This window comes from Dactylosporangium sp. NPDC050588 (assembly GCF_040654975.1).
Classification (GTDB): domain Bacteria; phylum Actinomycetota; class Actinomycetes; order Mycobacteriales; family Micromonosporaceae; genus Dactylosporangium; species Dactylosporangium maewongense.
In genome coordinates this window covers 39,568-61,990 of record NZ_JBFAJA010000064.1, presented here as the reverse complement: position 1 = coordinate 61,990, position 22,423 = coordinate 39,568, and the positions used below count along the sequence as shown (strand labels likewise).

The window sequence follows — 22,423 nt, the reverse complement described above, 5'->3', positions numbered from 1 at the left end:
AACCTGACGCGACGTGACGCGCATCACCCTAGATTGCCAAGCGGGAACACGCCGACCGGGCCGTGCAGCGCTGTCGAGCACAGCTTGGACGACGGGAACCAGCGGTCCACGGCGACCAGGGTGCGGCCGTGCCATTCGGCCTTGTATTCGACATTCCTGGAAAGCCTCACCAACTGGCGCGCCACATTTCTCATCTGGGCCGGCCATGTCCATCAACACCATGGGCTACAACACGTCCATCGCACTGGGCGCGCTGTTCGGCGGATGGTTCGCCGACAGTCTTGGCCTCGACAGCGCCCTCTGGTTCGGTGTGGCGCTGACGGGCGCCGCGTTGCTCGTCACCGTCGCCATACGTCGGACGGCCACTGTGCCGGCCTCCGAAGACGAGTTGGCCACCACCGGGTGACACGTTGACCGGGCCGGACGCAAACCGTGCGGAGTGCGCCCAGCGGACACCCGGGGCTGTCGGCTCAAGAGGCCCGGTGGGAGCGGGCAGACTGACCGCTCCCACCGGGTCCGAAACCGTACGCCGAGACCACCAACTGGATGATGGCGCTGCTCGCCGATGCGGTCGACGGACCGGGGCACCGATGAGCGGGTGACCGGCCGGCCGCCGCATACCGTCGCACCATGGCCCGTCGACCACGCGGCCGACTTTGGCCGGCGGCGGCACGGCCAGTGGTGAACGCATGACGGCGAACACCTGGACCTGCTGTTCGGCGGTGGCCGAGGCGCGCACGCTTCCGCCGATGTCAAGCCGGGGGCGCTCCTCCTCGGCTGGGGCACGGACAGGGTGCAGGACGTGACGCAGGACCCGCCCCGACCCCTGGTCAGCGCAGGCCTTCTCGTATCTCCAGGAGCGGTAGGCCCGCCGCGTACCGCCGGAAGAAGCTGGCGGTCGGGGTGTCGGCTGTCGCGACGGCCTCCGGGGTGCCCTCCGCGACCACCGCGCCCCCATCCGGACCGGCTCCCGGCCCCAGGTCGATCACCCAGTCCGCGGACGCGGCGACGGGGATGTCGTGTTCGGCCACGACGACGGTGTTGCCCGAGTCCAGCAACACATCGAGCGCGTCCACCACGCGCTGGATGTCAGACGGGTGCAGGCCCGAGACGGGCTCGTCGAGAACGACGAGCCCGGCTTTGCGGCTCGCAGCACCGCGTTGGATGGCGGAGGCCAGCTTCAGCCGCTGCGCCTCGCCGCCGGACAACTCTGTGGCGCTCTGGCCGAGTTGGAGATAGCCGAGCCCGACCTGGTTCAGAGCTTCCAGGGTCTCTACGAGCTGGCGGGGCTCGGAGAAGTGCTCCGCGGCCTCGGCGACGGTGAGCTCCAGCACCTGATCGATGGCCAGTCCCCGGTACGTGGTCTCCAACGCCTCCGGCTTGTAGCGCCGGCCCTCGCACACGTCGCAAACCACCCACACGTCCGGTAGGAAGTGCATGTCGACCAGTTTGCGGCCATAACCGGTGCAGGTCTCGCAGCGGCCGCCATCCGCGGTGTTGAAGCTGAACCAGGAGGCGTTGACCCCTCGCCCGCGCGCCACCTCGGTCTCGGCGAACAGCTTGCGGACGATGTCGAACGCCTTGCTGTACGTAGCCGGGTTGGATCGCGGCGTCCGCCCGAGCGGTTCTTGATCGACGACGGCGACCCAGCTGAACCCCTCGATGCCGGTCACCTCCCGCACCGTGTCGGTCGCCGTCCCGTCCAGGGCGGCCTCCACGCTCGCCCCGAGCGCGGCGAGGAGGCTGCTCTTGCCGCTGCCGCTCACGCCGGTCAGGCAGGTGAGCCGACCGGCGGGGAACCTCACCAGGCTCGCGGTGACGTTGTGCGTACGCAGCCCGTGCAGCTCCACCCAGCCGGTCCCATCCCCGGCCGGGCGGCGGACCCGGTGCAGCCGCGGCCCCTCGCCGGCCAGATAGCGCCCGGTCAGCGACTTGGAATGAGCGGCCACGTCGGCGGGAGGCCCGGACACGAGGATCTCACCGCCAAATCGGCCCGAGCCGGGCCCCATGTCGATCACCCAGTCGACTCGGGCGATCAGCTCAGGGTCGTGCTCGACGAGGAGTACGGTGTTGCCGGCCTCGCGCAGCTCCAGGGCGATGTCGAGCAGGTGTGCCTTGTCCGCCGGATGCAGCCCGGTGCCGGGCTCGTCCAGGACGAAGATTATGCCGCTCAGCTCGGTGCTGAGCTGCGCGGCGAGTCGGGTCCGCTGCAACTCACCCCCGGACAGTGTCGCTGCGCTCCGGGACAGTTGGAGGTGGGCCAGGCCGAGCCGGTCAAGGATTCCGAGCCTGCGGCCGAGGTCCTGCAGCAGCGGATCGCCCACCTCACGCTGCCGGGCGTCCAGCTCGTCCGCCACGCGTTTCGCCCAGCCTCGTACCTCCCGCACCTCCACCTCGAGCAGGTTGGGGTAGGTCAGTCCACCGAGCCGCACGGACCGGGCCACCTGGTCGTATCCGCTGCCGCCGCAGGTGCCGCAGGGCTGCTTGCGCATGTACGGCAGGTAGCGCTGCTTGGCGCTGGACGTCTGGGCATTCACAAACACCCGCTCCACCTCGGCGAGCGCGCCCCGCAGCGGCTCACTCGAGGTGTAGGTCACCATGGCCCTCTCATTCCTGTTCGTCATGTGGATGGTCGCCTCGATCTTCTCGTCACCCGTGCCGTGGAGCACGCAGTGACGGAACTCCTCAGGCAGCGACTGCCACGACCGGCCGAGGTCCACGCCCCGCTTCTCGGCAAGCGCCGGTATGAACGCGTGTTCCCCCGATCGCCACTTGGCGTACCAGGGCGAGGCCCCCTCGAAGAGCGGAAGCTCCGGATGGGTGATGACCAGGTCTTCCTGCGCCTGCCAGCGCCCGCCCACCCCGTGGCAGTCCGCACAGCTCCCTTCCGGCGTATTGCGGTCGAAGTGAGCGGTCGTCAGATACTCGTCACCACTCTCCGTCGCCGGGTCTGCGCCGATCCCAGGGAGACGCGAGTAGAGCAGCCCCAGGTGCCCATCAATGCCGGTGATCGTTGCGACGGTGGAACGGGGGTTACGGTTCAGGCGGCGCTGGTCGACCGCGAGCGTCGCGCCGAGTCCCAGGATACGGTCGACCTTCGGCCGATTGCGCTGCGTTATGTACTGCCGTACGAACGGCGAAAGCCCCTCCAGATACCGCAGCTGGGCTTCGCTGTGCAGGGTGTCGATGGCCAGCGAGGTCTTGCCGCTGCCGCTGACTCCGGTGAAGGCGACGAGCCGTCCTTTGGGAATGCTCACGGACACGTCCCGCAGATTGTTGGTACGAGCCCCCACCACGTCGATCGTGTCGCGTCCCTTCGCGACGTCCGATCCGAATTCAGTCAACCTTCGTCAGCCCTCTCGCAAACGAGGCAGGGCATGGGCGTACAACCCCTGCCCTGCCGAACAAACCGAACACGCGCTTCACCGCAGGTCGCCGTCCAGGGGATCGGAGCGGACCCTTCACAGATCTCTCATGACGTGGCTGGTCCCGATCCGGCCACTGCTGCGGGATCAGGACTGGGACAGCGCAGTGAGCTTGGCGATGTCGGGCGCGTAGGCGGCCATCCAGTGCGGACGCAGCCGGTAGTAGACAACCGTGTTGTCCCAGTCGAAGAGGTCCTCGCCGTAGAAGTCCTTGAGGTATGCGAGCAGGTCCGGCCAGTCCTCGGCCGGCTCGCCGTCCTGGGGGTTGAGGATCTCCACCCTCCCGTGCGTGAACACGCCCAGATCCTCACCGCGCATGTGCGCGACGCTCACGGCGGACCGCGCCGAGAGATGACGCGCCTTGGCCGAGCCGCGCGCCGTGCCAAAAAGCCACTTGCCGTGCAGGAAATGCCCATCCACACCACTGATCCGCGGCTCGCCCTTCGCCGTCACGGTGGACAGGGCGAGGGTGCACATGCCGGCGAGGACGTGGGTGAGCTGCTGCGCGGTCAGGGTGCGCTCAGTGCTGATGATCGAGCGGAGATGCGCGGTGGAACGGGAGAGGGAGGCATCAAGCAGCGCCTGAAGCTCTTTGAGTTCTTCTGAAGTTTCGCGCACGAACGTCCTTATCTGTTGGTACTTATCGGAATTCCCGGCTTACGCCCCGCCGTCGACGCCGAACAGCCAACCGATACTTAACCCAAAACCTGACACCTTGTGTCTTGTTTCTTCATCCGTTTCGCAGACAGTACCCGAACTGGCGATCTTGGTTCCGGGTTCTGCCGCCGATCGTGCGCACCGACCTCGCCCGGTTGAGGTCTGCGGCGAAGGGGTCGGTGAGCGTGGGGACGTTACGGATGCCGTTCGTCGACGCCACCATGCGTAACAACCGTCCGGTCGAGGCGATACCGCCGTTCAGTCGAGCACTGCGGCGGGCCGGATCGGTAACGATCTGGTGGACCGCCACTCACCTCACCTCACCTCGGGACGGAACTTTGTCCACCTTGCGATTCGTCGAGAACCTCAAGCAGATCGAGGTCACCGCCAACGGCGAGGTCGTCTTCGGCGACGTCGTCTCATAGTTTTCGATTCATAGGTTCAGGGTCCGAGTCCTGTCGGCTCACCGCCGTGAGCCGCGCTTTGCAGTTGCACGGCGCGCGCTTCTTGCCACCCCCTTACTCGTCTGGGACGTGCGCTGGGTGATGGTCTTGACACTGCTTCGGCAGGGACAGCCCGGCCGCCCGGATCGCGGGGTAGAGCCCGACGACGACGCCGACAAGCATGCTGGCAGCGAAGGCTCCGGCCGTCGCCCAAGCCAGCACGACGGCTGGCAGGCCCTGGTCGGCGGCGTAACCGGTCGTGTCGGCGGCGCCTCAACGCACCGACCACCGCCCCGGGTGTCTCCAAGGTCAGGTGCGCTGATCTGCCGCTGCGGGCGTTCGGCGACGGACCGGCCTATGGGCGCCGTTGCGTTGAGCGTTGCCCGACGCCAGTCGCACCTTCTGATCCGTAGCGCGACTGGGTGCAGCCGCTCACGTCGGGCTCCCCGTGGCGGTGTCGAGCAGTTCGAGCAGGTGGTGGTAGGGGTACCCGGTCGCGCGGGTCAACCCGATCTCGCAGGTTCGGTTGACCGAGGCATGCGTGGCGTAGTCGCCGCGGTTGACGGCGTCGGCCTCGGCGCGGGTTGCGGAGGCCGTCAGTTCCGGGTGCAGCAGACCGCGGTCGCCGGCGAACGCGCAGCATTGCCAGTCGTGGGGCACCTCGACGCGTTCGGCGATTGCTTCGGCGATGCGGGTGATCGCGGCATCGAGACCAAGCCGGGTAGAGGAGCAGGTGGGATGCAACGCCAGCGATGGCAGCCGGTGGGTGATGGTGAGGCGAGGCAGGATGTGCTCGGCGGTGAATGCGACCGCGTCGATCACCGCCGAGTCGTCGAGGAGCTTGTGGAAACCCTCCGTGCACGACGCCGCGTCGATGATCACCGGCAGCGTCGTGCCGGCCACGGCGGCCCGGACCCGGTCGCGCATGACGGCGTAGCCGACGGGCAGGCCTTTGGACGACCACGGGGTGCCGCAGCACAGGTCGCCGATGCCTTCAGGAATGTGCAGCCGCAGGCCGGCGCGCTGCGCGAGACGTCGGATCGCGGTCATGACGCCAGCGCCGCCGGCGGCTGGTGCAAACATCGTGTTGAGACAGGACGGTAGGTAGACGGCGTCCGCGTCGTGCTGCGGTGCGGCACGGCGGCGGCCGCCGCCGGCCGGCAGATCCCGGCTCCAGCTCGGCAGGCCCGGCACGCGGGTGACTGCTTCCACCAGACCCGGCGGTGCGACCGCGGCGGCGTCGAGCGCGATGTTCATGGCTCGGGTGGCCGCGTCCCAGTGCCGTGCGGCGCCTGTCCATACCCGTTCGGCGATGCGGCCGTTGGCGTCCGCGCGGAGCCGTCTGGTCAGGTCGCCGGTATTGATGCCGACGGGACACGCGGTGGCGCACATTCCGTCGACGGCGCAGGTATCGACGGCCTCGTACTGATATTCCCGTTCGAGCTGACCGGCCAGCGTGGCATCACCGGCGCTGCGTGCCATGGCGAGTTCACGGCGCAGCACGATGCGCTGCCGCGGTGTGGTGGTGAGGTCCCGGCTGGGGCACACCGGTTCGCAGTAGCCGCATTCGACGCACCGGTCGACCTCGGCCTCGACGGTGACCACGGGTTTGAGATGGCGCAGATGAGCCTGCGGGTCGTCGGCGAGCAGCACTCCGGGGTTGAGCAGGCCGGCCGGGTCGCAGGCGCGTTTGACCTGCTGCATGACCTCGAACAGCTCGTCGCCGAACTGGCGCCGCACGAACGGGGCCATGACCCGGCCGGTGCCGTGTTCGGCCTTGAGGGTGCCGCCGCGAGCCAGGACCGCGTCGACCATCTCCTCGGTGAAGGCGGCGTACCGGCTGGTCTGGTCACCGGCGCCGAACTGCTCGTTGAGCATGAAGTGCAGATTGCCGTCCTTGGCGTGGCCGAAGATGACGCTGCGCTCGTAGCGGTGCCGGTCGAACAGCTGGTTGAGGTCGTCGCACAGCCCGGCGAGGGCCGGCACCGGAACGGCGACGTCCTCGAGCAGGGCGACGCTTCCGGTGGGGCGGTTGCCGGCGACGGTGGCGTAGAGGCCTTTGCGGATGTGCCACAGCGCCGCCCGCCCGGCCGGGTCCCGGCTGAGTTTCGGCGGTGTGCTCAGTCGCCGGGCCTGTTCTTCGCGGGCGGTGAGCTGCTCGTCGTCGGCTTCCTGCCATTCCACCAGCAGCGCGGCGTGCTGGTCGACGGTGAACCCGCGGAGTGCGGCGTCGGCTTGTGGGTCGAGTTGGGCGACGCGCAACGACTCGGCGTCGAGCAGCTCGATCGCGGCCGGGCCGGCGTCGACGAGTTCCGGCATGGCGGCCATGGCGGTGTGCAGGGTGTTGAAGACGATCAGGCCGGTGCTGGCCGCATGGTGCACCGGCACGGTGCGGAACACGGCTTCGGCGACGAACCCGAGCGTGCCTTCACTGCCGATGATCAGGTGAGCGAGGATCTGGACCGGGGTGTCGTGGTCCAGGAAGCTGTTGAGGCCGTACCCCATGGTGTTCTTCATGGCGTACTGTTCGGCGATCCGCCGGACGGAGTCGGGGTTGCCGCGGATGCGATCACGCAGCTGTTCCAGGGTGGTGGTGAGGCCCGGCTCGAGATGCCGCAGCCGTGCGTCGGCGTCGCCGGCCGCGGTGTCGATGACCGTGCCGGAGGGCAGTACCAGGGTCATCGATTCGCACGTGCGGTAAGCGTTGGCATGGGTGCCGCAGGTCATGCCGCTGGAGTTGTTGGCCACGACTCCACCGACGGTGCACGCGGCCTCGCTGGCCGGGTCCGGGCCGAGTTTGCGGCCGTAGCGGCTGAGCCGCGCGTTGACCTGCCGCAGCACCGCACCGGGCTGGACCCGGACACGGTCGCCGTTGTCGAGAATCTCGATGTTGCGGAAGTTGCGGCGCACGTCGACCAGCAGGTGGTCGGTGCCCGCCTGCCCGCTGAGGCTGGTGCCGCCGGACCGGAACGTGACTCCGAGACCGAGTTGGGCGCTGGCACGCATCAGCGCGCCGACGTGGGCGGCATCGTTCGCAACGACGACGGCCTGTGGGGTGAGCAGGTAGTGGGAGGCGTCGTGAGCCATGCCGAGCCGGTCGGACGCCCGGGTCCGCACGGACCCTGGCGCCAGCTGTTCCAGCGGTGCAAGCAGGGAGGAGTCGCTCATGGGTTACCGCCGTGGGTCGACGTGGATTTTCGGGCCCGGTCCGGCGTCGGCCGGCCGGTGCCCGGCGAACACCTCGGCGACCTCGTCGAGGCCGACGGTGGCGGCGACCGGGGGCCGCGGGTCGACGGATCCGTCCGCGTAGGCGGCGATGGTGCCGGCCAGGAATCGGCCGGCCGGGTCGACGCCCCCGTCGTTGAGCGCTCCAACCGCGGCAAGGGGCACTCCCACCCAGGGGTTGAGCAGGCCCGCGCCCGCTCCCGCACCCCCAGCAACGGCCACCCCGACGGGCGCACCCACCGCACGGCCGCGCCACCGCCACTGCTGCCGACCCTCCGCCATGGCACCCATAGTGAGTGGTGCAACCACATCAGCACCATCAGCCACAAAGTCGGATGGGATCTGACTGGCCGACGGCCGGGGCCGCGACAGGAGCAAGGCGATCCGAACAGTGCTGCGACCAAGCCGTGCATCTGGCTCAACGCCGCGGTGCGGGCTTTGATCGCTCCGCGGCGCGCGACTCGTAGCGCCCGGATCGCCTCCACTGGTCCGCTGCGCGACTTCGGCACGCCGTTGGCTTCTCCGGACAGCGCTGCACGCGTGCGCACCGCTAACTTTCGGATCTTCTTCCCTAGACAAGAGGAATGGTGTCGGCGCTTGCTGCGCTTCGCGGACCGTGGCGGCACCGCGTGCGGCGGCCTGTCAGGCTGTTGTTCGTCGCACCCGGCACGACTCGGCCACCAGATGTCTCTCATCCCGCCGACGGCATCGACCATAGTGCGATCCGCCGGGGACGCATATCCACGGCGCACCAGGACAATCCTCCGTAAGTGACGTTGAACGGGTACTCGTCGCACTGCATGGTCTGCGCGCCGGACGGCCCGGTGGTGTACGGGGTCGGGTAGTTGGCCCGGCAGTACGACTTGACGATGTTGCGGTTCGCGTTTCCCTGCGTGCCGTACTTGTTGCGGTGCAGCGGCTCGACCTTCGAGGTGTCCCGCGGGTAGTAACTGCCGGGCACGTACTGGGCGGAGGTCCGGCCGGGGAACGAGCCGAGGTTCGTCATTGCCTTGTTGATGAAACGCCACCGAGTCGCGCCAGTTCGACGCGCTGGCGCTGTTGTAGTCGAAGGTGAGGATGCCAGCCGACGCGGGGAACATGCAGGCGCCGTTGGCGGTCACGCCGGAGAAGTACGGGGCGTTGTCGCAGCGCGCCGGGATTTCGCTGGAGGCCGTGGTCTGCGCAGACCACGACCTCCACGTTCGAGCGTTGCGGCAGGTGGCAGGCGTTCGCCTGTTATAAGCCGAAGGCTCCGCCTTCGATGAGGATGAGCAGGCCGATGCCGATCAGGACGATCGGCATGAGGATGTGCCCCCATCTGCTGAGCGCTTTGGCGATCACCGGTCGGGTGGCGAAGTACCGGCCGGCGGCGATCCAGACGGCGACCAGGATGAGGAAGACGACGACGTAGACGCTCATGCCGCCGGTGCCGGCGGTGGCGAACACCGGGACGTATACGCCGATGTTGTCGCCGCCGTTGGCGAACGTGACGGTGGTGACCTCGAGGATCTTCGGGCCGTCCTGCTTGGCCTGGGTCTCTTCGTCGGTGTCGCCGCGGTGTCGCCATGCCTGGACCGCGGCCTTGATGCCCAGGCCGAGTGGGAGGAGGCCGAGATAGGGGATGACGCTTTCGGGCAGGAACGTCGCGCCGAACGCGGCGGCCACGGCGGTGGCCAGGATGGCGGCGAAGCCGACGTATTGCCCGATGGCGATGTTTCTCGTGGCGCCTTTGTGTCCGGCGCCTTGGGCGAAGAACAGGGCGAGAATCAGGATGTCGTCGATGTTCGTGACCGCGAACAGGCCGGCCGCCTGCCCGATGATGCCTGCATTCATGATTGCGGCACCGCCGCTGTGACCCGATCCGCGACGTGCGGATACCCGGAGTGTGTCTGCATGTTTCAACCTCAAGCTCTTCGTACCGATCAGGACACTGACTGGTGCGGCAGCACAGATCACGCTCGCTCCGCGGCCCCAGGGCTCATATCGGTGAGCGTCGCGCCGTACACCGGCGCCGATCAGCAGCGAAGGACTTGCAGGGCCTCCAGCCGGGGCTGCAGGACGGTGAGGATTCGCCAGAGCAGTGGTCGCCGTCGTGGCCGTCTGAGGGCGGAGGCGAGGATCAACGCCGTCCACAGCGGTGTCGGGACGTCGTGTTCGCTTGCCGGTGGCAGCACGAACGCGCGTGGCTGCAGCGTCAGACCGTCCGAGGTGATCGATGGCTGCGGGGAGTGGTCCTGGGCGACGTCGCTCGACACTGTCGCGACGTGCGCGGTGGCGGGACGGTGCAGGCCCTGCTCGGGGTATCGGTCCGACGAGATCAGGTAGAAGGTCAACGCGGTGACGACCAGCACGACGAGACCCGACCATCGCCGTGCCATCAAGCCTCCCACCAGCGCATCGTCAGCCGCCGACCGAGCCACAGCTTCCCATACGCAGGGCACGACCTAGATCGAGCCCCCGGCGCGACAGTTGCTCGGCCATCATGCGGCCTGGCCGGGCTCGCGCGACCGATCAGTGCAGCGGGACGCCGAGTCGGTCATCGTCATCGTCCGGTGATACGCGCTGAGGCGTTCCGCAGGTGGAGGTCCTGGGCGCTGCGGCCGCTGCCGTAGCTGGCGCCATCGAGTCTCCAACTTTCGTTGGGTTCCAACCGCCCACCTTCGCGCCATGTACCGGCCGGCCCGCGCTTTTAGCGTCGAAGGCAGTTGCTGTGCCGACTGCGAATCGAGGGTGGGGCGTGATGGCGGGCGTGTGGGATCGGCTGGCACGGCTGGTGACCGGCCGGAAGGGCGCATGGTTGGTACTGGTCGCGGGCCTGGTGGTCGCGGCTGGCGTGACGGGAGCGCTGCGGGGTGCGGAGGCTCCAGGAGCGGCCGACAGTTTGCCGACCGGGTCGGAGTCCGCGCGGGTGCGGCAGTTGGCGGAACGGTTCCCGCACCACGAGCTGGCGCCGGTGGTGGCGGTCTTCACCCGTCCCGACGGCGCCCGGCTGAGCAGCGATGATCTGGCCGCGGTCCGCGACATCGGGCAGCGGCTGGGGCAGCAGATGCATCAGCAGCCCTCGCCGCCGATCGTGTCCGGCGACGGCGAGGCGGCGGCGGTCGACGTGATGGTCGACGCTGACCGGCTGAACGCCCAGGTCGCCCAGACGATCGAACGGCTGCGTGCCACCGTCCGGGAGGCGGCACCGGCCGGGTTGACGGTACAGATCACCGGCGGGCCGGCGTTCGGTGCCGACATCGCCTCGGCGTTCGACGGCGCGAACTTCACGCTGCTGGCGGTGACGATCGGTATCGTGGCCGTGCTGCTGCTCATCACGTACCGGTCACCGGTCCTGTGGCTGATACCGCTGGCCGTGGTGGGCCTGGCCGACCAGGTCGCGGCGGCGGTGACGGCCGAGCTGGGTGCGGTGGCGAACCTGCGGTTCGATGCCGGCATCATCAGCGTGCTGGTGTTCGGCGCGGGCACCAACTACGCGCTGCTGCTGATCTCCCGGTACCGCGAGGAGCTGCACCGGGCCGGCGAACACCGGGCGGCGCTGGCCGCGGCGGTGCGCGGCACCGGCCCGGCGATCCTGGCCAGCAACGTCACCGTGGTGGCCTCGCTGCTGACGCTGCTGCTGGCCGCCATGCCCAACACGCGTGGGCTGGGGGTGGCCGCCGCGGCCGGGTTGGCGATCGTGCTGCTGTTCGCGCTGCTGGTGCTGCCGGCGGCGCTCGTGGTGTGCGGGCGGCGGCTGTTCTGGCCGTTCGTGCCCCGGCCGGGTACCGCACCGGCGGTGGGCCGGGTGTGGCGGCGGATTGCGGGCGCTGTGACGCGACGGCCAGCGCTGGTTGTGGTGGCCTCGCTGCTCGGGATGGCGGCGCTGGCCAGCGGGCTGGCCGGCACCCGGGTCGGGCTCAGCCAGCTGGAGCAGTTCCGTGTGAAGTCCGAGTCGGCGGCCGGGCTGGAGGTGCTGGCCCGCCATTTCCCGGCCGGCGAGTTGGCCCCGCTGACCGTCATCGCCAAGGCCTCTGCCGCCGACGCGGTGGCGGATGCGGCGAGTACCGTGCGGGGTGTGACGTCGGTGCGCCCGTCCGGCACCACCAACGGGCTGGTGAAGCTGACCGTGATCGGCTCGGCGCAGCCGGGCGGCACCGCGAGCCTCAACACCGTTCGCGACCTCCGCGCCGCGGTGCACGCGGTACCAGACGCCGACGCGTTCGTGGGCGGGCCGGACGCCGAGGACCTGGACGTTCGGGCCGCGGTTCGCGACGACCTGCTCCGTATCGCACCGCTCATCCTGGCCGTGGCGCTGCTGCTGCTCATCTTGCTCCTGAGGGCGCTGCTGGCCCCGCTGCTGCTGGTCCTGGTGAACGTCGCCTCGGCGGTGGCCGCCATCGGGGCCGGCACGTTCGTCGGTACACGGCTGTTCGGGTTCCCGGCGCTGGACGTCAACGTGCCCCTGATCGCGTTCCTGTTCCTGGTCGCGCTGGGCATCGACTACACGATCTTCCTGGCCCACCGCACCAGGCAGGAAGCCGCCGCCCACGGCACCCGTACCGGCGTGATCGAGGCGATAGGCCACACCGGCGCCGTGATCACCAGCGCCGGGGTCGTGCTGGCCAGCGTGTTCGCCGCGCTCGGCGTGCTGCCGTTGACCACGCTGGCCCAGCTGGGACTCATCGTCGGGCTCGGCGTGCTGGTCGACACCCTGCTCGTGCGCGGCATCGTGGTGCCCGCGGTGGTGGCGCTGGTGGGCGACCGGATCTGGTGGCCGAGCCAGCGCGGTCGGAATCCGGTGGTCCCCGCGCGGCCGGGCGCACGGGACGGTGAACCCCCTTCGGTCGGGCGCACGGCCCGGCTAACGTGATCAGTATCATGTCGAATGGCTGCTCACGGCCGGTGGCGCTGGATCTGCTGCGCCGTAGCGAGCATGTGCTGTTTGCCGCCCTGCTGATTCTGGGGGTGGCCGGCGCGTGGCGGACGGGGCCGCGGCACTGGGTGCTGGCCGTCGGCGCGGCCGGGGTCGCCGGCTGGTACCTGGTCGGAATGCTGCTGGCCCGGCGGAGTCGAGCGCGGTGGCAGGCGGCGGGCTGGCTGGTGGTGCTCACCGCCGGCTGCGCGGTACTCGCCGTCGGTTCGGTCAGCTTCGTGTGGCTCGCGTTCCCCCTGTTCCTGCTCTACACCCAGCTGCTGCCGCTGGCCGCTTCGGTACCGGCGGTGGCGTTGGTGACCGTCGGCACCATCGCGGCCATCGCGCTTGACCGGGGCCGGCTGGACGCGCCGGCGGTGGTCGGGCCGTTGGTGGGCGCGGCGATCGCCGTGGTCATCACCCTGGTGTACCGGGACCTGGCCGAGCAGGTGCGCCGGCGCGCCGAGCTGATCGACGAGCTGACCGCCGCCCGTGACCAGTTGGCTGCCGCCGAGCGCCGGGCCGGGGTGCTGGCCGAACGTGAACGGCTGGCCCGGGAGATCCACGACACGATCACCCAGAGCCTGACCGGCATCGTCCTGGTGCTGCATACCGCCCGCGACACCGACCCCGCCCAGCTCCCGGTGCTGCACGCCCAGCTGGACACCGCTATCACCGCCGCCCGTGCCGCGCTGACCGACACCCGCCGGCTGGTACGCGCCCTGACCCCAGCCGAGCTGGCCGGCCGGTCGCTGCCCGAGGCGCTGGGCCGCATCGTGGCCGACCAGCCCGGCCTGGGCGCCCGGCTGCACGTGGAAGGTGAACCGGTAGGCCTGCCCACCCCGGTCGCGGTGACACTGCTGCGCGGTGCGCAGGAGGCGCTGGCAAATGTGCGCGCTCACGCGCGGGCCCGGCGGGTGGACGTGACGCTGACCTTCCTGCCCGAGTCGATCAGCCTCGACGTGGTCGACGACGGCATCGGCTTCGACCCCGCGCTGCCGGTCGGGCCCAGCACCGGAACCGGGCTGGGACTGGCCGGCCTGCGGGCCCGCGCCGCCGAGGTCGGCGGCAGCATGGAGGTCGACTCGGCGCCCGGCCGGGGCACGGCGCTCAACCTCACCGTGCCTCGCAGGGAGGCAACCGATGCCTGAGATCCGTGTGTTGCTCGTCGACGACCATCCGGTCGTGCGCGGCGGGCTGCGCGCCGCACTCGGCGCCGACCCGGCTGTCAACGTGGTCGGCGAGGCCGCCAGCGGCGAGGACGGCGTGGCCCAGGCTCGTATCCTGCGGCCGGACGTGGTGCTGATGGACCTGCAGTTGGGCGGGGGCATCGACGGCGCCGAGGCCACCGCACGCATCCGCCGGCTGCCCAACCCGCCGCGGGTGCTGATCCTGACCACCTACGACCGCGACGCCGACATCCTGCCGGCCATCGCGGCCGGCGCCAACGGGTACCTCCTCAAGGACGCCACCCCGGCCCAGTTGCTGTCCGCAGTGCACGACACCGCCGCCGGCCACACCGTGCTGGCCCCATCGGTGGCCACCCGGCTGGTCGAACGCACCCGGTCACCACAGCAAGCGCTGACGGTCCGGGAGACGGAGATCCTGCGCATGGTCGCCGACGGGCTGTCCAACCAGGCCATCGGCCGTGCCCTGTTCATCACTGAAGCCACCGTCAAGTCCCACCTGGTCCAGGTGTTCACCAAGCTGCAGGTCGACAACCGCACCACCGCTGTGGCCGAAGCCCGCCGCCGCGGCATCCTCGCCTGAACGAGCCCCCCGTACGCGACGCGGCGTGCCGGTCCATGCAGCGTCGCCGATCGTCGGGGTCGGGGGCGTGGTGAGGTTGTCGGCTGTTCGCCCACGGCGCCTTGCGCTCGACCGTGACCGTCACAGCAGACCTGCGCGTCGAAGATCCCGCCGCCCAGCCATCGGGGCGGCATCGTCACCCTGCAGGTCCAATTCTTTAGATGCTGACGTTCAGGCGGGTCGCGAGTTGGGCGACGGGGGCTGATGGTGTACCCCGGGTGCGGCGCAGCACGTCGCTGAGCACCTCGTGGGCGAGAGGGCGGCAGCGGATCTCGGATGGGGCGAGCCGCTCGCTCTCCAGGAGGTTCTCGCCGGCCATGTCGATGTCGCCGATCATCGACTGGGCGCGGGCCTGGTCGAGGAGATGCTGCGCACGCCGCTCCGGCGGCAGCGCGTTGAATCCTTCGAGGTTCAGGCGTTCGTGTACCTCCACCGCCGAACTGCCCTCCCCGAGCTCGACGGCGGCGGCAGCGCGGTATATCTGGACGTTCGTCGGGCCGAAGGACGTCCAGTAGTAGTTGGCGTCGCCGTCGAGGCCACGGGCCGCATCTTCGGCCTCGGACAGCAGATCACGGACCATCGCGCTGTCCCCGAGCCGCGCCGCCGCCAATGCCCCCTGCAGCACCAGCTGGCCGTAGACGGAGAGCCGCTCAGGCGAGCTGTCGTTCTCGCCGGTCCCGGGGGCGATCCGGGTGGCGATGTTGATGCAGATGTCCAGCCCCGGCCGTGCCCGGCCGAGAGACACCAGCGCCATCGAAACACGCATCGCGGCCAGCCCGGCGAGCAGATGGTCACCAGCACGCTGCGAGACCGTGATCGACCGGTCAGCGGCAAGCCACGACAAGTCGTGTTCACCGACCTTACGCAGCACCGCCGCGGAGACCTGACAGATCTGCCCGAGCAGATCGGCGGCCTGCCCCGCATGCGGGCCGTCGCCGTAGGCGGCGTCGGCGGCCTGCGCCTCCCTCAGCAGGCGGGGCAGCGTCCGCGCGAGCGTTCCGTACTTCGCATACTGGTAGGACAGCCAGGCGTGGGACACCGCTTTGCGGAGATCAACGAGCGGTGGCGGCTCCGGCGGGGCAGAGAAGAAGGCGCTGATCTGGTCGTACCGCTCCAGCGCGGCACGGATCTCCTCCACCTCGACCTGGTCGACACCGCTGGGGTGCTCGTAGCGGCGCGCCGGGTCCTTGCCGAGCAGGATCTGGACGTCGAGTTGCAGCACGTCGGCGATCTCGTACACGACGGAGAACTTGTCGAGCCGGCGGACCCCGCGCTCCACCTTGTCCACCCAGCTTTTCGACTTACCCAGCCGGTCGGCGAAGACCTGCTGCGACAGCTTGCGCCGATTTCGCCAATACGCCACGCGGCGACCGATGGGAATCTCATCCATCTCGCTACCTCCAGCGATCACCCGTCCGGCCCATTCCACGTGCTGTGCAGCCTGACCCGCGGACCTACTCACACGCTCTGTACTGCAGCTACGGCTCCGGCTATCACCAGGCGGAAGCTGCACCGCAGTACGTTGCTGGTGGGCGCCGGATGCTGCTTGGGTCGCCGCCAAAAGCGGCGCTCTTCTCGCAAATTCACGAGCCGATCATCTGGAACGCCTAACGTAGCCCCCACGTAGCCCTACGTCGACCCCTGTCACCCGGCGGATGGAGGGTTGCCGAGCAGCGACTGACCATGCACCGGCCGCTCCTCTCCACACCGTCCGCGCGTCGCGACGGCTGCGATCAGATCGTGCACCTGTGGCGCCAGTGCGTGCGTCCCGGTCCACCCGGCGGGTACGTGGTGGCCGCCGATTCAGGTGGCATGGTGCGCACATCTGTCGACTTGAGCGCGTCACCGCGCTGCCGGCGGGCAGGCGATTCGCTACCGTGCGAGCAGGCAGCGAAGCACTTTGATGATCTCGTCCGGTGCTTCCTCGGCCATGAAGTGCCCGGCCGTGGTGGTGCGGTGCTCCAGATCGGTGGCCCAGGTGCGCCACAGCGCGGCGGCATCGTAGCCGAGTGCGGCTCCCCAGTCCTGCTGGACGACGGTGACCGGCATGGTCAGCCGGCTCCCGGCTGCTCGGTCGGCTTGGTCGTGTTCGATGTCGATGCCGGCCGAGGCGCGGTAGTCGGCGATGATGGAGGGAACCGCCTCCCGGGAGGCCTTCAGGTACTCCGCCCGCAGGTCCGCAGGAATGGCCTGCGGGCTCTGCGCCCATACGTCGAGAAAGTAACCGAAGAAGGCGTCCGCACTGGCGCTGATCATCTGCTCGGGCAGACCGGGTGGCTGGGCCATCAGGTACAGGTGGAACGCGACCGCGGCGGTAGTTCCGTGCAGGATGTCCCACATGTCCAGGGTCGGCAGGACATCGAGGATGGCGAGGTGGGTGATCGTAGCGGGATGATCGAGGCCGGCGCGGATGGCGACGAGGGCACCGCGGTCGTGTCCGGCCAGCGCGAAGCGCTCGTGGCCGAGCTTGCCGGCGAGGGTGACGACGTCGGCGGCCATGGTCCGCTTGGAGTACGTGTCGCCGTCGCACGCATCGGGCTTGTCGCTGGCGCCGTAGCCGCGCAGGTCGGGACAGATCACGGTGTGGTCGGCGGCCAGGTCGACGGCGACGTGCCGCCACATGACGTGGGTCTGCGGAAAGCCGTGCAACAGCACGATCGGGCGGCCCGTACCTCCCACCGCTACGTTGAGTGTCACGTCACCGTCGACCGCGACACGCTGGTAGCCGAACCCGGGAATGGCAAAAGTCATGATCGTCCTCTTCTCGTCGGGTGGACGATGTCAGCGTGCCGGTCGCGGATGAGCAAACAATGAGCACGGCAGGTGGTGCCCAGGCGCGGAAGGATGGTTCGATCAGTGCAGGTCAGGTTCGGTGTTCTCGGGCCGGTTGTCGCCTGGGACCGCGTCGGCGCGCCGATAGACCTGAAAGGGCCGAAACACCGCGCGGTGCTGGCGCGGCTCGTCATCGCACGCGGCCGGGTCGTCCCGGTCGGCAACCTCGTCGACGACCTGTGGCAGGAGCCCCCACCGGGCGCGGTGAGCGCCGTCCGCACGTTCGTAGCGGCGCTGCGGCGCGCGCTGGAGCCGCAGCGTCCACCGCGCGAGCCGGCTCGGTTGCTGGTCACCGAGGGCCCGGGCTACGCGCTTCGGCCGGCGCCCGACGCGGTCGACGCCTGGCGGTTCGAGGACGCGGTCGCCGCCGCGTCCACGGCGCCCCCGCACGAGACACTCGAGCGGCTCGATCGTGCCCTGAGCTGGTGGCGCGGGCCGGCGTTCGCCGGCTTCGACGACGAGCCGTGGGCCCGCGTCGAGCGCTCCCGCCTCGAACAGCTACGGCTGAATGCGATCGAGCAGCGGGCCGAGGCACGACTGGCAGTTGGGCGTGCCTCCGACGTCGTGCCGGATCTCGACGCGCACGTGGCCGAGCATCCGTGGCGGGAGGAGGCGTGGCGGCTGCTGGCGCTTGCGCTGTCCCGCGCGGGGCGCCAGGGTGATGCACTTGCGGTCCTGCGCCGAGCCCGCGGCCTACTCCGGGAACAGCTCGGCATCGATCCGGGCCCGCGACTGCGTCGCCTGGAGACCGACATCCTCCGCCAGATCGACCGGGTCAGCGAAGGTCCCGGTTCCCTGGGACCGGCACGGGTCTGGGCGGAGACCGCGGCGGCATACGACCGGACCGTGGCGTCCGGTTCCGGGGCTCGGCTGGAGTCGACCGTCGGTTTGCTGCGAAGTCTCGCCGTGACGGGGGCGAGCGGACTCGAGGCGGCGCGGGAGCAGCGGATCGCCGCCATCGCCGCGGCCGAGCAACTGGGCGATCCCGAGCTCACCGCCCGGGTGATCGGCGGCTACGACGTACCCGCGATCTGGACACGCTCGGATGATTCGGCACAGGCGGCGCAGATCGTCGCCGCGGCCGAGCGGGCCCTGACCGCCGTTCACCCCGGCTCGTCCGAGACCACCCGAGCTCGACTGCTGGCCACAATCGCGGTGGAGTCACGCGGTACGCGCGCGGCGCGCGGGCCCGAGGCGGCCCAGGAGGCGGAGCGGATCGCGCGCCGCCTGGGCGACCCGGCCCTGCTGGCCTTCGCCCTGAACGGCGTGTTCATGCAGACCTTTCACCGCGCGGGCCTGGCTCCCGAGCGGGACGAGATCGGTGCCGAGTTGGTCGCGCTCTCGGCCCGGCACGGCCTGGCGACGTTCGAGATCCTCGGTCATCTCGTCCAGCTACAGGCCCGCAGCGCGCTCGCGGACTTCGCCACCGGCGACCAGCACGCCGCCGCAGCGGACCGGCTCGCCGAACGGCACGACCGCCCGCTGGTCGGCGTGTTCACCCAGTGGTACCGCGCACTGCGACTCGCCGCGACCGGGCCGTCGCCACAGGCCGCGGAAGCCGCCTACCGCGACGCCGCGGCACAGCTCGCCAACGCCGGCATGCCCGGTGTCGAGCGGGGCCTCCTACCGCTGGCCCTGCTGTGCCTGCACGTGTGGCACGGCGAACCGATCCGCTTCGAAGATGACACCGACTGGGGCCCTTACACACCCTGGGCGCGCCCGCTCGTCCTGCTGGCCCGGGACCGCCGGGCCTTTGCCGCCGCGGCGCTGCGTCAGGCCCCGGATCCGCCGCGCGATCTGCTGTTCGAGGCCCTATGGTGCCTCACCGCCAAGGCCGCGATCGCCCTGGACGACCGGACGGTGATGAAACGCGCCCGGACCGAACTCACGCCGGCCGCCGACGAGCTGGCCGGGGCCGGCAGCGGCATGCTCACCGCCGGCCCCGTCGCACGCCATCTCGACCACCTCAACGCGGCCCTCAGCCGCACCCGATGAGCCGGACAGCTATGCAAGCCGAATCGTCGTCGATGGCCCAACGAGCGTGGGGGTGTGGTCGCGCTCGGACCTTCGACACGGGCAGCGGGTCGGGGCCGAACCCGCCGACCGGCAGCGTCCAACGGTGGCGGGGCACCGCCGCCGACCCGTTCCGGTTCGAGGAGGTCGGGCTGCTGGGCAACCAGCCCAGCTACTTCACCGTCCACCAGAACCGGCTCGTCACCGGCACGTGGGTCGGCACCGGCAGCAGCGAACCGGCCGGCGTCTACCTGAGCCCCCCGCTGCACGAGCTCGGTCCGCGGGCGCGCACCCGGTGGCAGCTGGTGTTCACCGCCGCGCACTTCTTCCCCGACCCGCTCACCGCCGGCGCGATGGTGTCCTTCGCGGTCACCTCCTTCGAGGGCTGGATCTACGCCACGTTCGGGATCCCGTCGGTCGCGCCGTCACTGACCCGGCACCTGGCCGCCTACCCGCAGATCCCGCACGGCTCCGTCCCCGAGCTCGCCCTGGCGTACCTGCGCAGCTCGCCCGGCGGGGTGGTGTACCGGATCAAAGACCCCGGTGAGCTGAACCAGCAGGTCGAGCTCCTCTACGGGGAGCGCCGCTACTGGGTCTACGACCCGGCCACCAGCGACTGGCGGCAGCAGGACAACCTGCTGCACCAGGATCCGAAGTACGGCGGTGGCGGGTTCGGCAACCGGTTCAACGACTACGTCGGCTGGGGCGCGGCCGTCTTCCGCGGCAAGCTGTACCTCGGCACCTTCAACGCCGAACGGGTGTTCCGCGACATCACCCTCAACCCCGCCACCGGGATACTCGCGCAGCTCCTCGGCCGGCCCGTCACCGCGGTCGAGATCACGATGTGGCGGCAGCTGGCGGCCCGGCTGGTGTTGCGGGACAACCGCACCGCCGGGCAGGTCTGGGTGTTCGACGACGCAGACAGCCCCGCCTGGCCGCTCGCCACCACCGGGTTCAACAACGCCTGCAACTGGGGCATCCGCGGCGTCCTCCCGGTCGGCGACGAGCATCTGTTCTTCGGCACCAACCAGGGCTGGCAGTACCCCACCGAACCCCGCGACGACCCGCCCCGCCGCGCCGGCTGGCAGCTGCTCAAGTACTCCCCGGCCGCGGCCTCCGACGGCCAGACCGCCGTCGAGCTCCTGCAGGCCCTGGTCCCCGGCTGGGCGGACCCGGTCAAGCTGGTCAAACGTGTCGCCGCGACACTGCCCATCCCGATCGGAGCCACCCGCGAATAGCCGTGCGCGCCCGCTCACGCCGCCCAGCGTTGGACGCGCTCGGCGAGGGTGCCGAGGGGCAGCGGGCCGGAGGTGAGGACGGTGTCGTGGAAGGCGCGGATGTCGAACCGGTCCCCCATCGTGGCACGGGCCTGCTCACGGAGCCGCTGGATCTCCAGGCGGCCCACCATGTATGCGAGGGCCTGGCCGGGGTCGGCGATGTACCGGTCGGTCTCGGACTGGATCTCGACCTCCGCCATGACGGTGTTGGCCCGCAGGTAGTCCACGACCTGCTGGCGGCTCCAGCCCTTCGCGTGGATGCCGGTGTCCACGACGAGACGGGCGGCGCGCATCGAGTCGGTGGCGAGCATGCCGAGCCGGGTGAGCGGGCTGGAGTAGAGGCCCATCTCGTCGGCGAGGCGCTCCGCGTACAGCCCCCAGCCCTCACCGTAGGCGGTGAACTGCGCGATGCGCCGCAGCAGCGGCAGGCCGGTCAGCTCCTGCGCGAGGCTGATCTGCAGGTGGTGGCCGGGGACGGCCTCGTGGAAGGCGGTCGCCTCGGCGACCGTGCGGTCGCGGCCGCCGGGCTGGAAGGTGTTGGCGAAGTAGATGCCGGGGCGGCTGCCGTCGATCGCCGGGGCGAGGTAGTAGGCGGCGGGAGCGCCGGGAGCCTCGTCGGCGGGGACCGGCGCGACCGTGCACCGCTGCGCCGGCAGCGTGCCGAACCACTCGGGTGCGGCCTTCTCGGCGCGCTCGATCGCGTCGCGTGCCGCGTCGAGGATCTCGTCACCGTCGCGCCAGCGCAGCGCCGGGTCGGTGCGCAGACGGTGCAGCACGTCGGCGGTGTCGGAGGTGCCGAAGGCCTCCGCGCCGATCTCCGCGAACTCCCTGGCGAGCCCGGCGATCAGGTCGAGGCCGATGCGGTGCAGCTCGTCGGGTGTGCGGTCGGTGGTGGTGTGCAGGCGCACCTGGCGCAGGTACAGCTCGTCGCCGCCGGGCAGGAAACACAGGCCGGCCTCCTCCAGGCCGCGGGAGGCGGGGGCGATCTCGGTGGCGAGCGTGTCGCGGTAGGCGGCGACGGCGGGCCGGACGACCTCGTCGATCAGCCGGTCACGTTCGGCGGCGAACCCGTTGTCCTCGGCCGGCGCGGGCTTGCGCAGCGGGTCACCGTCGGCGTTGGCCAGGTAGCGGTCGAGGTGCGCGACGGCACCTTCGACAAGGTGCCGGACCGGCCGCCGGCCCGCGGCGATGCCGTCGCGGTGGCGCTGGGCGATCTGCGCGAACGCCTCCGGCAGCTTCCGGAGCCGGGCGAGATAGCCGTCGGCGCGGGTGGCGTCGGTCAGCCCGACCATCGGCAGCTGGACCAGCAGCGCCGCGGCCGGTGCGGTCCAGGTGTCGGTGATCGCATACTCGGTGGAGCGCAGGTCCACGGTGTCCACGATGGACTGCGCCTGCTGCAGGACGACGCCGAGGGTGAGCTGGTCGTCGTCGCCGAGACCGGCGGGGTCAAGTGCCCGGGCACGGGCGGCGATCGCGAGCGCGCGGTCCCTGATCGCGGCGTCGCCGGCCTCGCTGTAGTCCCGCATCTGGTCGTCGCGGCCGGGGATGCCGAGCAGGGAGGCGCCGATGGGGAACACGTCGAGCATCACGTCGAGCAGGTCTTCAGCGAGCTGGTTGGCAGTGGACATGTCGTCTCCCTGTCGCCGCGCATCGATCGGTGCGCCGATGCTACTGGGTACGCGACCATGGATGCACCGTCCGTAGCGCATCGGCTTCGTTGAGCACGGTGTCCCGACCGGTGCTCGGCGGCCGGTAGCATGCGCCGCGACGGGTGTAGCGCAGAGGTCGTCGCGGCGGGACTGCAATTCCTGAGGACGCCGGTTCGAATCCGGCCGCCCGTCATCGTCC

General features: G+C 70.3%; 18 protein-coding genes and 1 tRNA gene. 8 read left to right on the top strand and 11 right to left on the bottom strand.

Going from position 1 to position 22,423, the window contains the following annotated elements:
• Positions 1-23: 23 nt before the first annotated feature.
• Positions 24-185 (bottom strand): zinc ribbon domain-containing protein, encoded by a 162-nt coding sequence (locus AB0I21_RS37270; protein ID WP_360568348.1) that lies wholly within the window; start codon positions 183-185, stop codon positions 24-26.
• Between the two features lie 20 nt (positions 186-205).
• Between AB0I21_RS37270 and AB0I21_RS37265 the strand changes: the two genes are divergently transcribed.
• The gene (locus AB0I21_RS37265) at positions 206-406 is read left to right on the top strand and encodes a hypothetical protein (RefSeq protein WP_360568347.1); all 201 of its coding nucleotides are present in this window, start codon (positions 206-208) and stop codon (positions 404-406) included.
• Between the two features lie 424 nt (positions 407-830).
• Here AB0I21_RS37265 and AB0I21_RS37260 read toward each other — a convergent pair whose 3' ends face one another.
• Both AB0I21_RS37260 and AB0I21_RS37255 read right to left on the bottom strand, forming a co-directional pair.
• Positions 831-3,344, bottom strand: a complete 2,514-nt coding sequence (locus tag AB0I21_RS37260; protein ID WP_360568345.1) for an excinuclease ABC subunit UvrA — start codon at positions 3,342-3,344, stop codon at positions 831-833.
• 168 nt (positions 3,345-3,512) lie between these two features.
• Positions 3,513-4,043, bottom strand: coding sequence for a pyridoxamine 5'-phosphate oxidase family protein (locus tag AB0I21_RS37255; protein WP_360568343.1), 531 nt, complete (start codon positions 4,041-4,043; stop codon positions 3,513-3,515).
• A 239-nt stretch (positions 4,044-4,282) separates the two neighbouring features.
• Here AB0I21_RS37255 and AB0I21_RS37250 point away from each other — a divergent pair, with 239 nt between their 5' ends.
• The gene (locus tag AB0I21_RS37250; RefSeq protein ID WP_360568341.1) at positions 4,283-4,507 is read left to right on the top strand and encodes a hypothetical protein; all 225 of its coding nucleotides are present in this window, start codon (positions 4,283-4,285) and stop codon (positions 4,505-4,507) included.
• Between the two features lie 450 nt (positions 4,508-4,957).
• Here the strand turns inward: AB0I21_RS37250 and AB0I21_RS37245 are convergent, their stop codons facing one another.
• The 5 genes from AB0I21_RS37245 to AB0I21_RS37225 form a co-directional block, all read right to left on the bottom strand.
• The gene (locus AB0I21_RS37245) at positions 4,958-7,693 is read right to left on the bottom strand and encodes an FAD-binding and (Fe-S)-binding domain-containing protein (protein WP_360568339.1); all 2,736 of its coding nucleotides are present in this window, start codon (positions 7,691-7,693) and stop codon (positions 4,958-4,960) included.
• Between the two features lie 3 nt (positions 7,694-7,696).
• The gene (locus AB0I21_RS37240; protein WP_360568337.1) at positions 7,697-8,032 is read right to left on the bottom strand and encodes a hypothetical protein; all 336 of its coding nucleotides are present in this window, start codon (positions 8,030-8,032) and stop codon (positions 7,697-7,699) included.
• Between the two features lie 409 nt (positions 8,033-8,441).
• Complete coding sequence (locus tag AB0I21_RS37235; protein ID WP_360568335.1) at positions 8,442-8,756, bottom strand: hypothetical protein; 315 nt, start codon at positions 8,754-8,756, stop codon at positions 8,442-8,444.
• Positions 8,757-8,986: 230 nt separating this feature from the next.
• Positions 8,987-9,583, bottom strand: a complete 597-nt coding sequence (locus AB0I21_RS37230; RefSeq protein WP_360568387.1) for a cadmium resistance transporter — start codon at positions 9,581-9,583, stop codon at positions 8,987-8,989.
• Positions 9,584-9,765: 182 nt separating this feature from the next.
• On the bottom strand, positions 9,766-10,128 hold the full coding sequence (locus AB0I21_RS37225) for a hypothetical protein (protein WP_360568333.1): 363 nt from the start codon (positions 10,126-10,128) through the stop codon (positions 9,766-9,768).
• Between the two features lie 362 nt (positions 10,129-10,490).
• Between AB0I21_RS37225 and AB0I21_RS37220 the strand changes: the two genes are divergently transcribed.
• From AB0I21_RS37220 to AB0I21_RS37210, 3 genes are read left to right on the top strand one after another with little or no spacing between them, the layout of a single operon-like run.
• The gene (locus AB0I21_RS37220; protein WP_360568331.1) at positions 10,491-12,602 is read left to right on the top strand and encodes an MMPL family transporter; all 2,112 of its coding nucleotides are present in this window, start codon (positions 10,491-10,493) and stop codon (positions 12,600-12,602) included.
• An 8-nt stretch (positions 12,603-12,610) separates the two neighbouring features.
• Positions 12,611-13,795 carry a sensor histidine kinase gene (locus AB0I21_RS37215; RefSeq protein WP_360568330.1) on the top strand — a complete coding sequence of 395 codons (1,185 nt, stop codon included), beginning with the start codon at positions 12,611-12,613 and terminating at the stop codon, positions 13,793-13,795.
• Positions 13,788-14,414: a response regulator transcription factor gene (locus AB0I21_RS37210; protein ID WP_360568328.1), complete on the top strand. Its 627-nt coding sequence runs from the start codon at positions 13,788-13,790 to the stop codon at positions 14,412-14,414. Before AB0I21_RS37215 ends, AB0I21_RS37210 begins: the two co-directional genes overlap by 8 nt.
• A 196-nt stretch (positions 14,415-14,610) precedes the next feature.
• Here AB0I21_RS37210 and AB0I21_RS37205 read toward each other — a convergent pair whose 3' ends face one another.
• Both AB0I21_RS37205 and AB0I21_RS37200 read right to left on the bottom strand, forming a co-directional pair.
• Entirely contained in the window at positions 14,611-15,843 is a 1,233-nt protein-coding gene (locus AB0I21_RS37205) for a helix-turn-helix domain-containing protein (protein ID WP_360568327.1), read from the bottom strand.
• A 482-nt stretch (positions 15,844-16,325) separates the two neighbouring features.
• Positions 16,326-17,204 (bottom strand): alpha/beta hydrolase, encoded by an 879-nt coding sequence (locus AB0I21_RS37200; protein WP_360568326.1) that lies wholly within the window; start codon positions 17,202-17,204, stop codon positions 16,326-16,328.
• Positions 17,205-17,309: 105 nt separating this feature from the next.
• On the opposite strand from AB0I21_RS37200, the gene AB0I21_RS37195 reads away from it, so the two are divergent.
• Positions 17,310-19,280 carry a BTAD domain-containing putative transcriptional regulator gene (locus tag AB0I21_RS37195; RefSeq protein WP_360568324.1) on the top strand — a complete coding sequence of 657 codons (1,971 nt, stop codon included), beginning with the start codon at positions 17,310-17,312 and terminating at the stop codon, positions 19,278-19,280.
• A gap of 32 nt (positions 19,281-19,312) precedes the next feature.
• Entirely contained in the window at positions 19,313-20,536 is a 1,224-nt protein-coding gene (locus AB0I21_RS37190) for a hypothetical protein (protein ID WP_360568322.1), read from the top strand.
• Between the two features lie 14 nt (positions 20,537-20,550).
• On the opposite strand, the gene AB0I21_RS37185 is transcribed toward AB0I21_RS37190, so the two are convergent.
• Positions 20,551-22,203, bottom strand: coding sequence for a DUF885 domain-containing protein (locus tag AB0I21_RS37185; RefSeq protein ID WP_360568320.1), 1,653 nt, complete (start codon positions 22,201-22,203; stop codon positions 20,551-20,553).
• 139 nt (positions 22,204-22,342) lie between these two features.
• On the opposite strand from AB0I21_RS37185, the gene AB0I21_RS37180 reads away from it, so the two are divergent.
• Positions 22,343-22,416, top strand: a tRNA-Cys gene (locus tag AB0I21_RS37180).
• Positions 22,417-22,423: the final 7 nt, after the last annotated feature.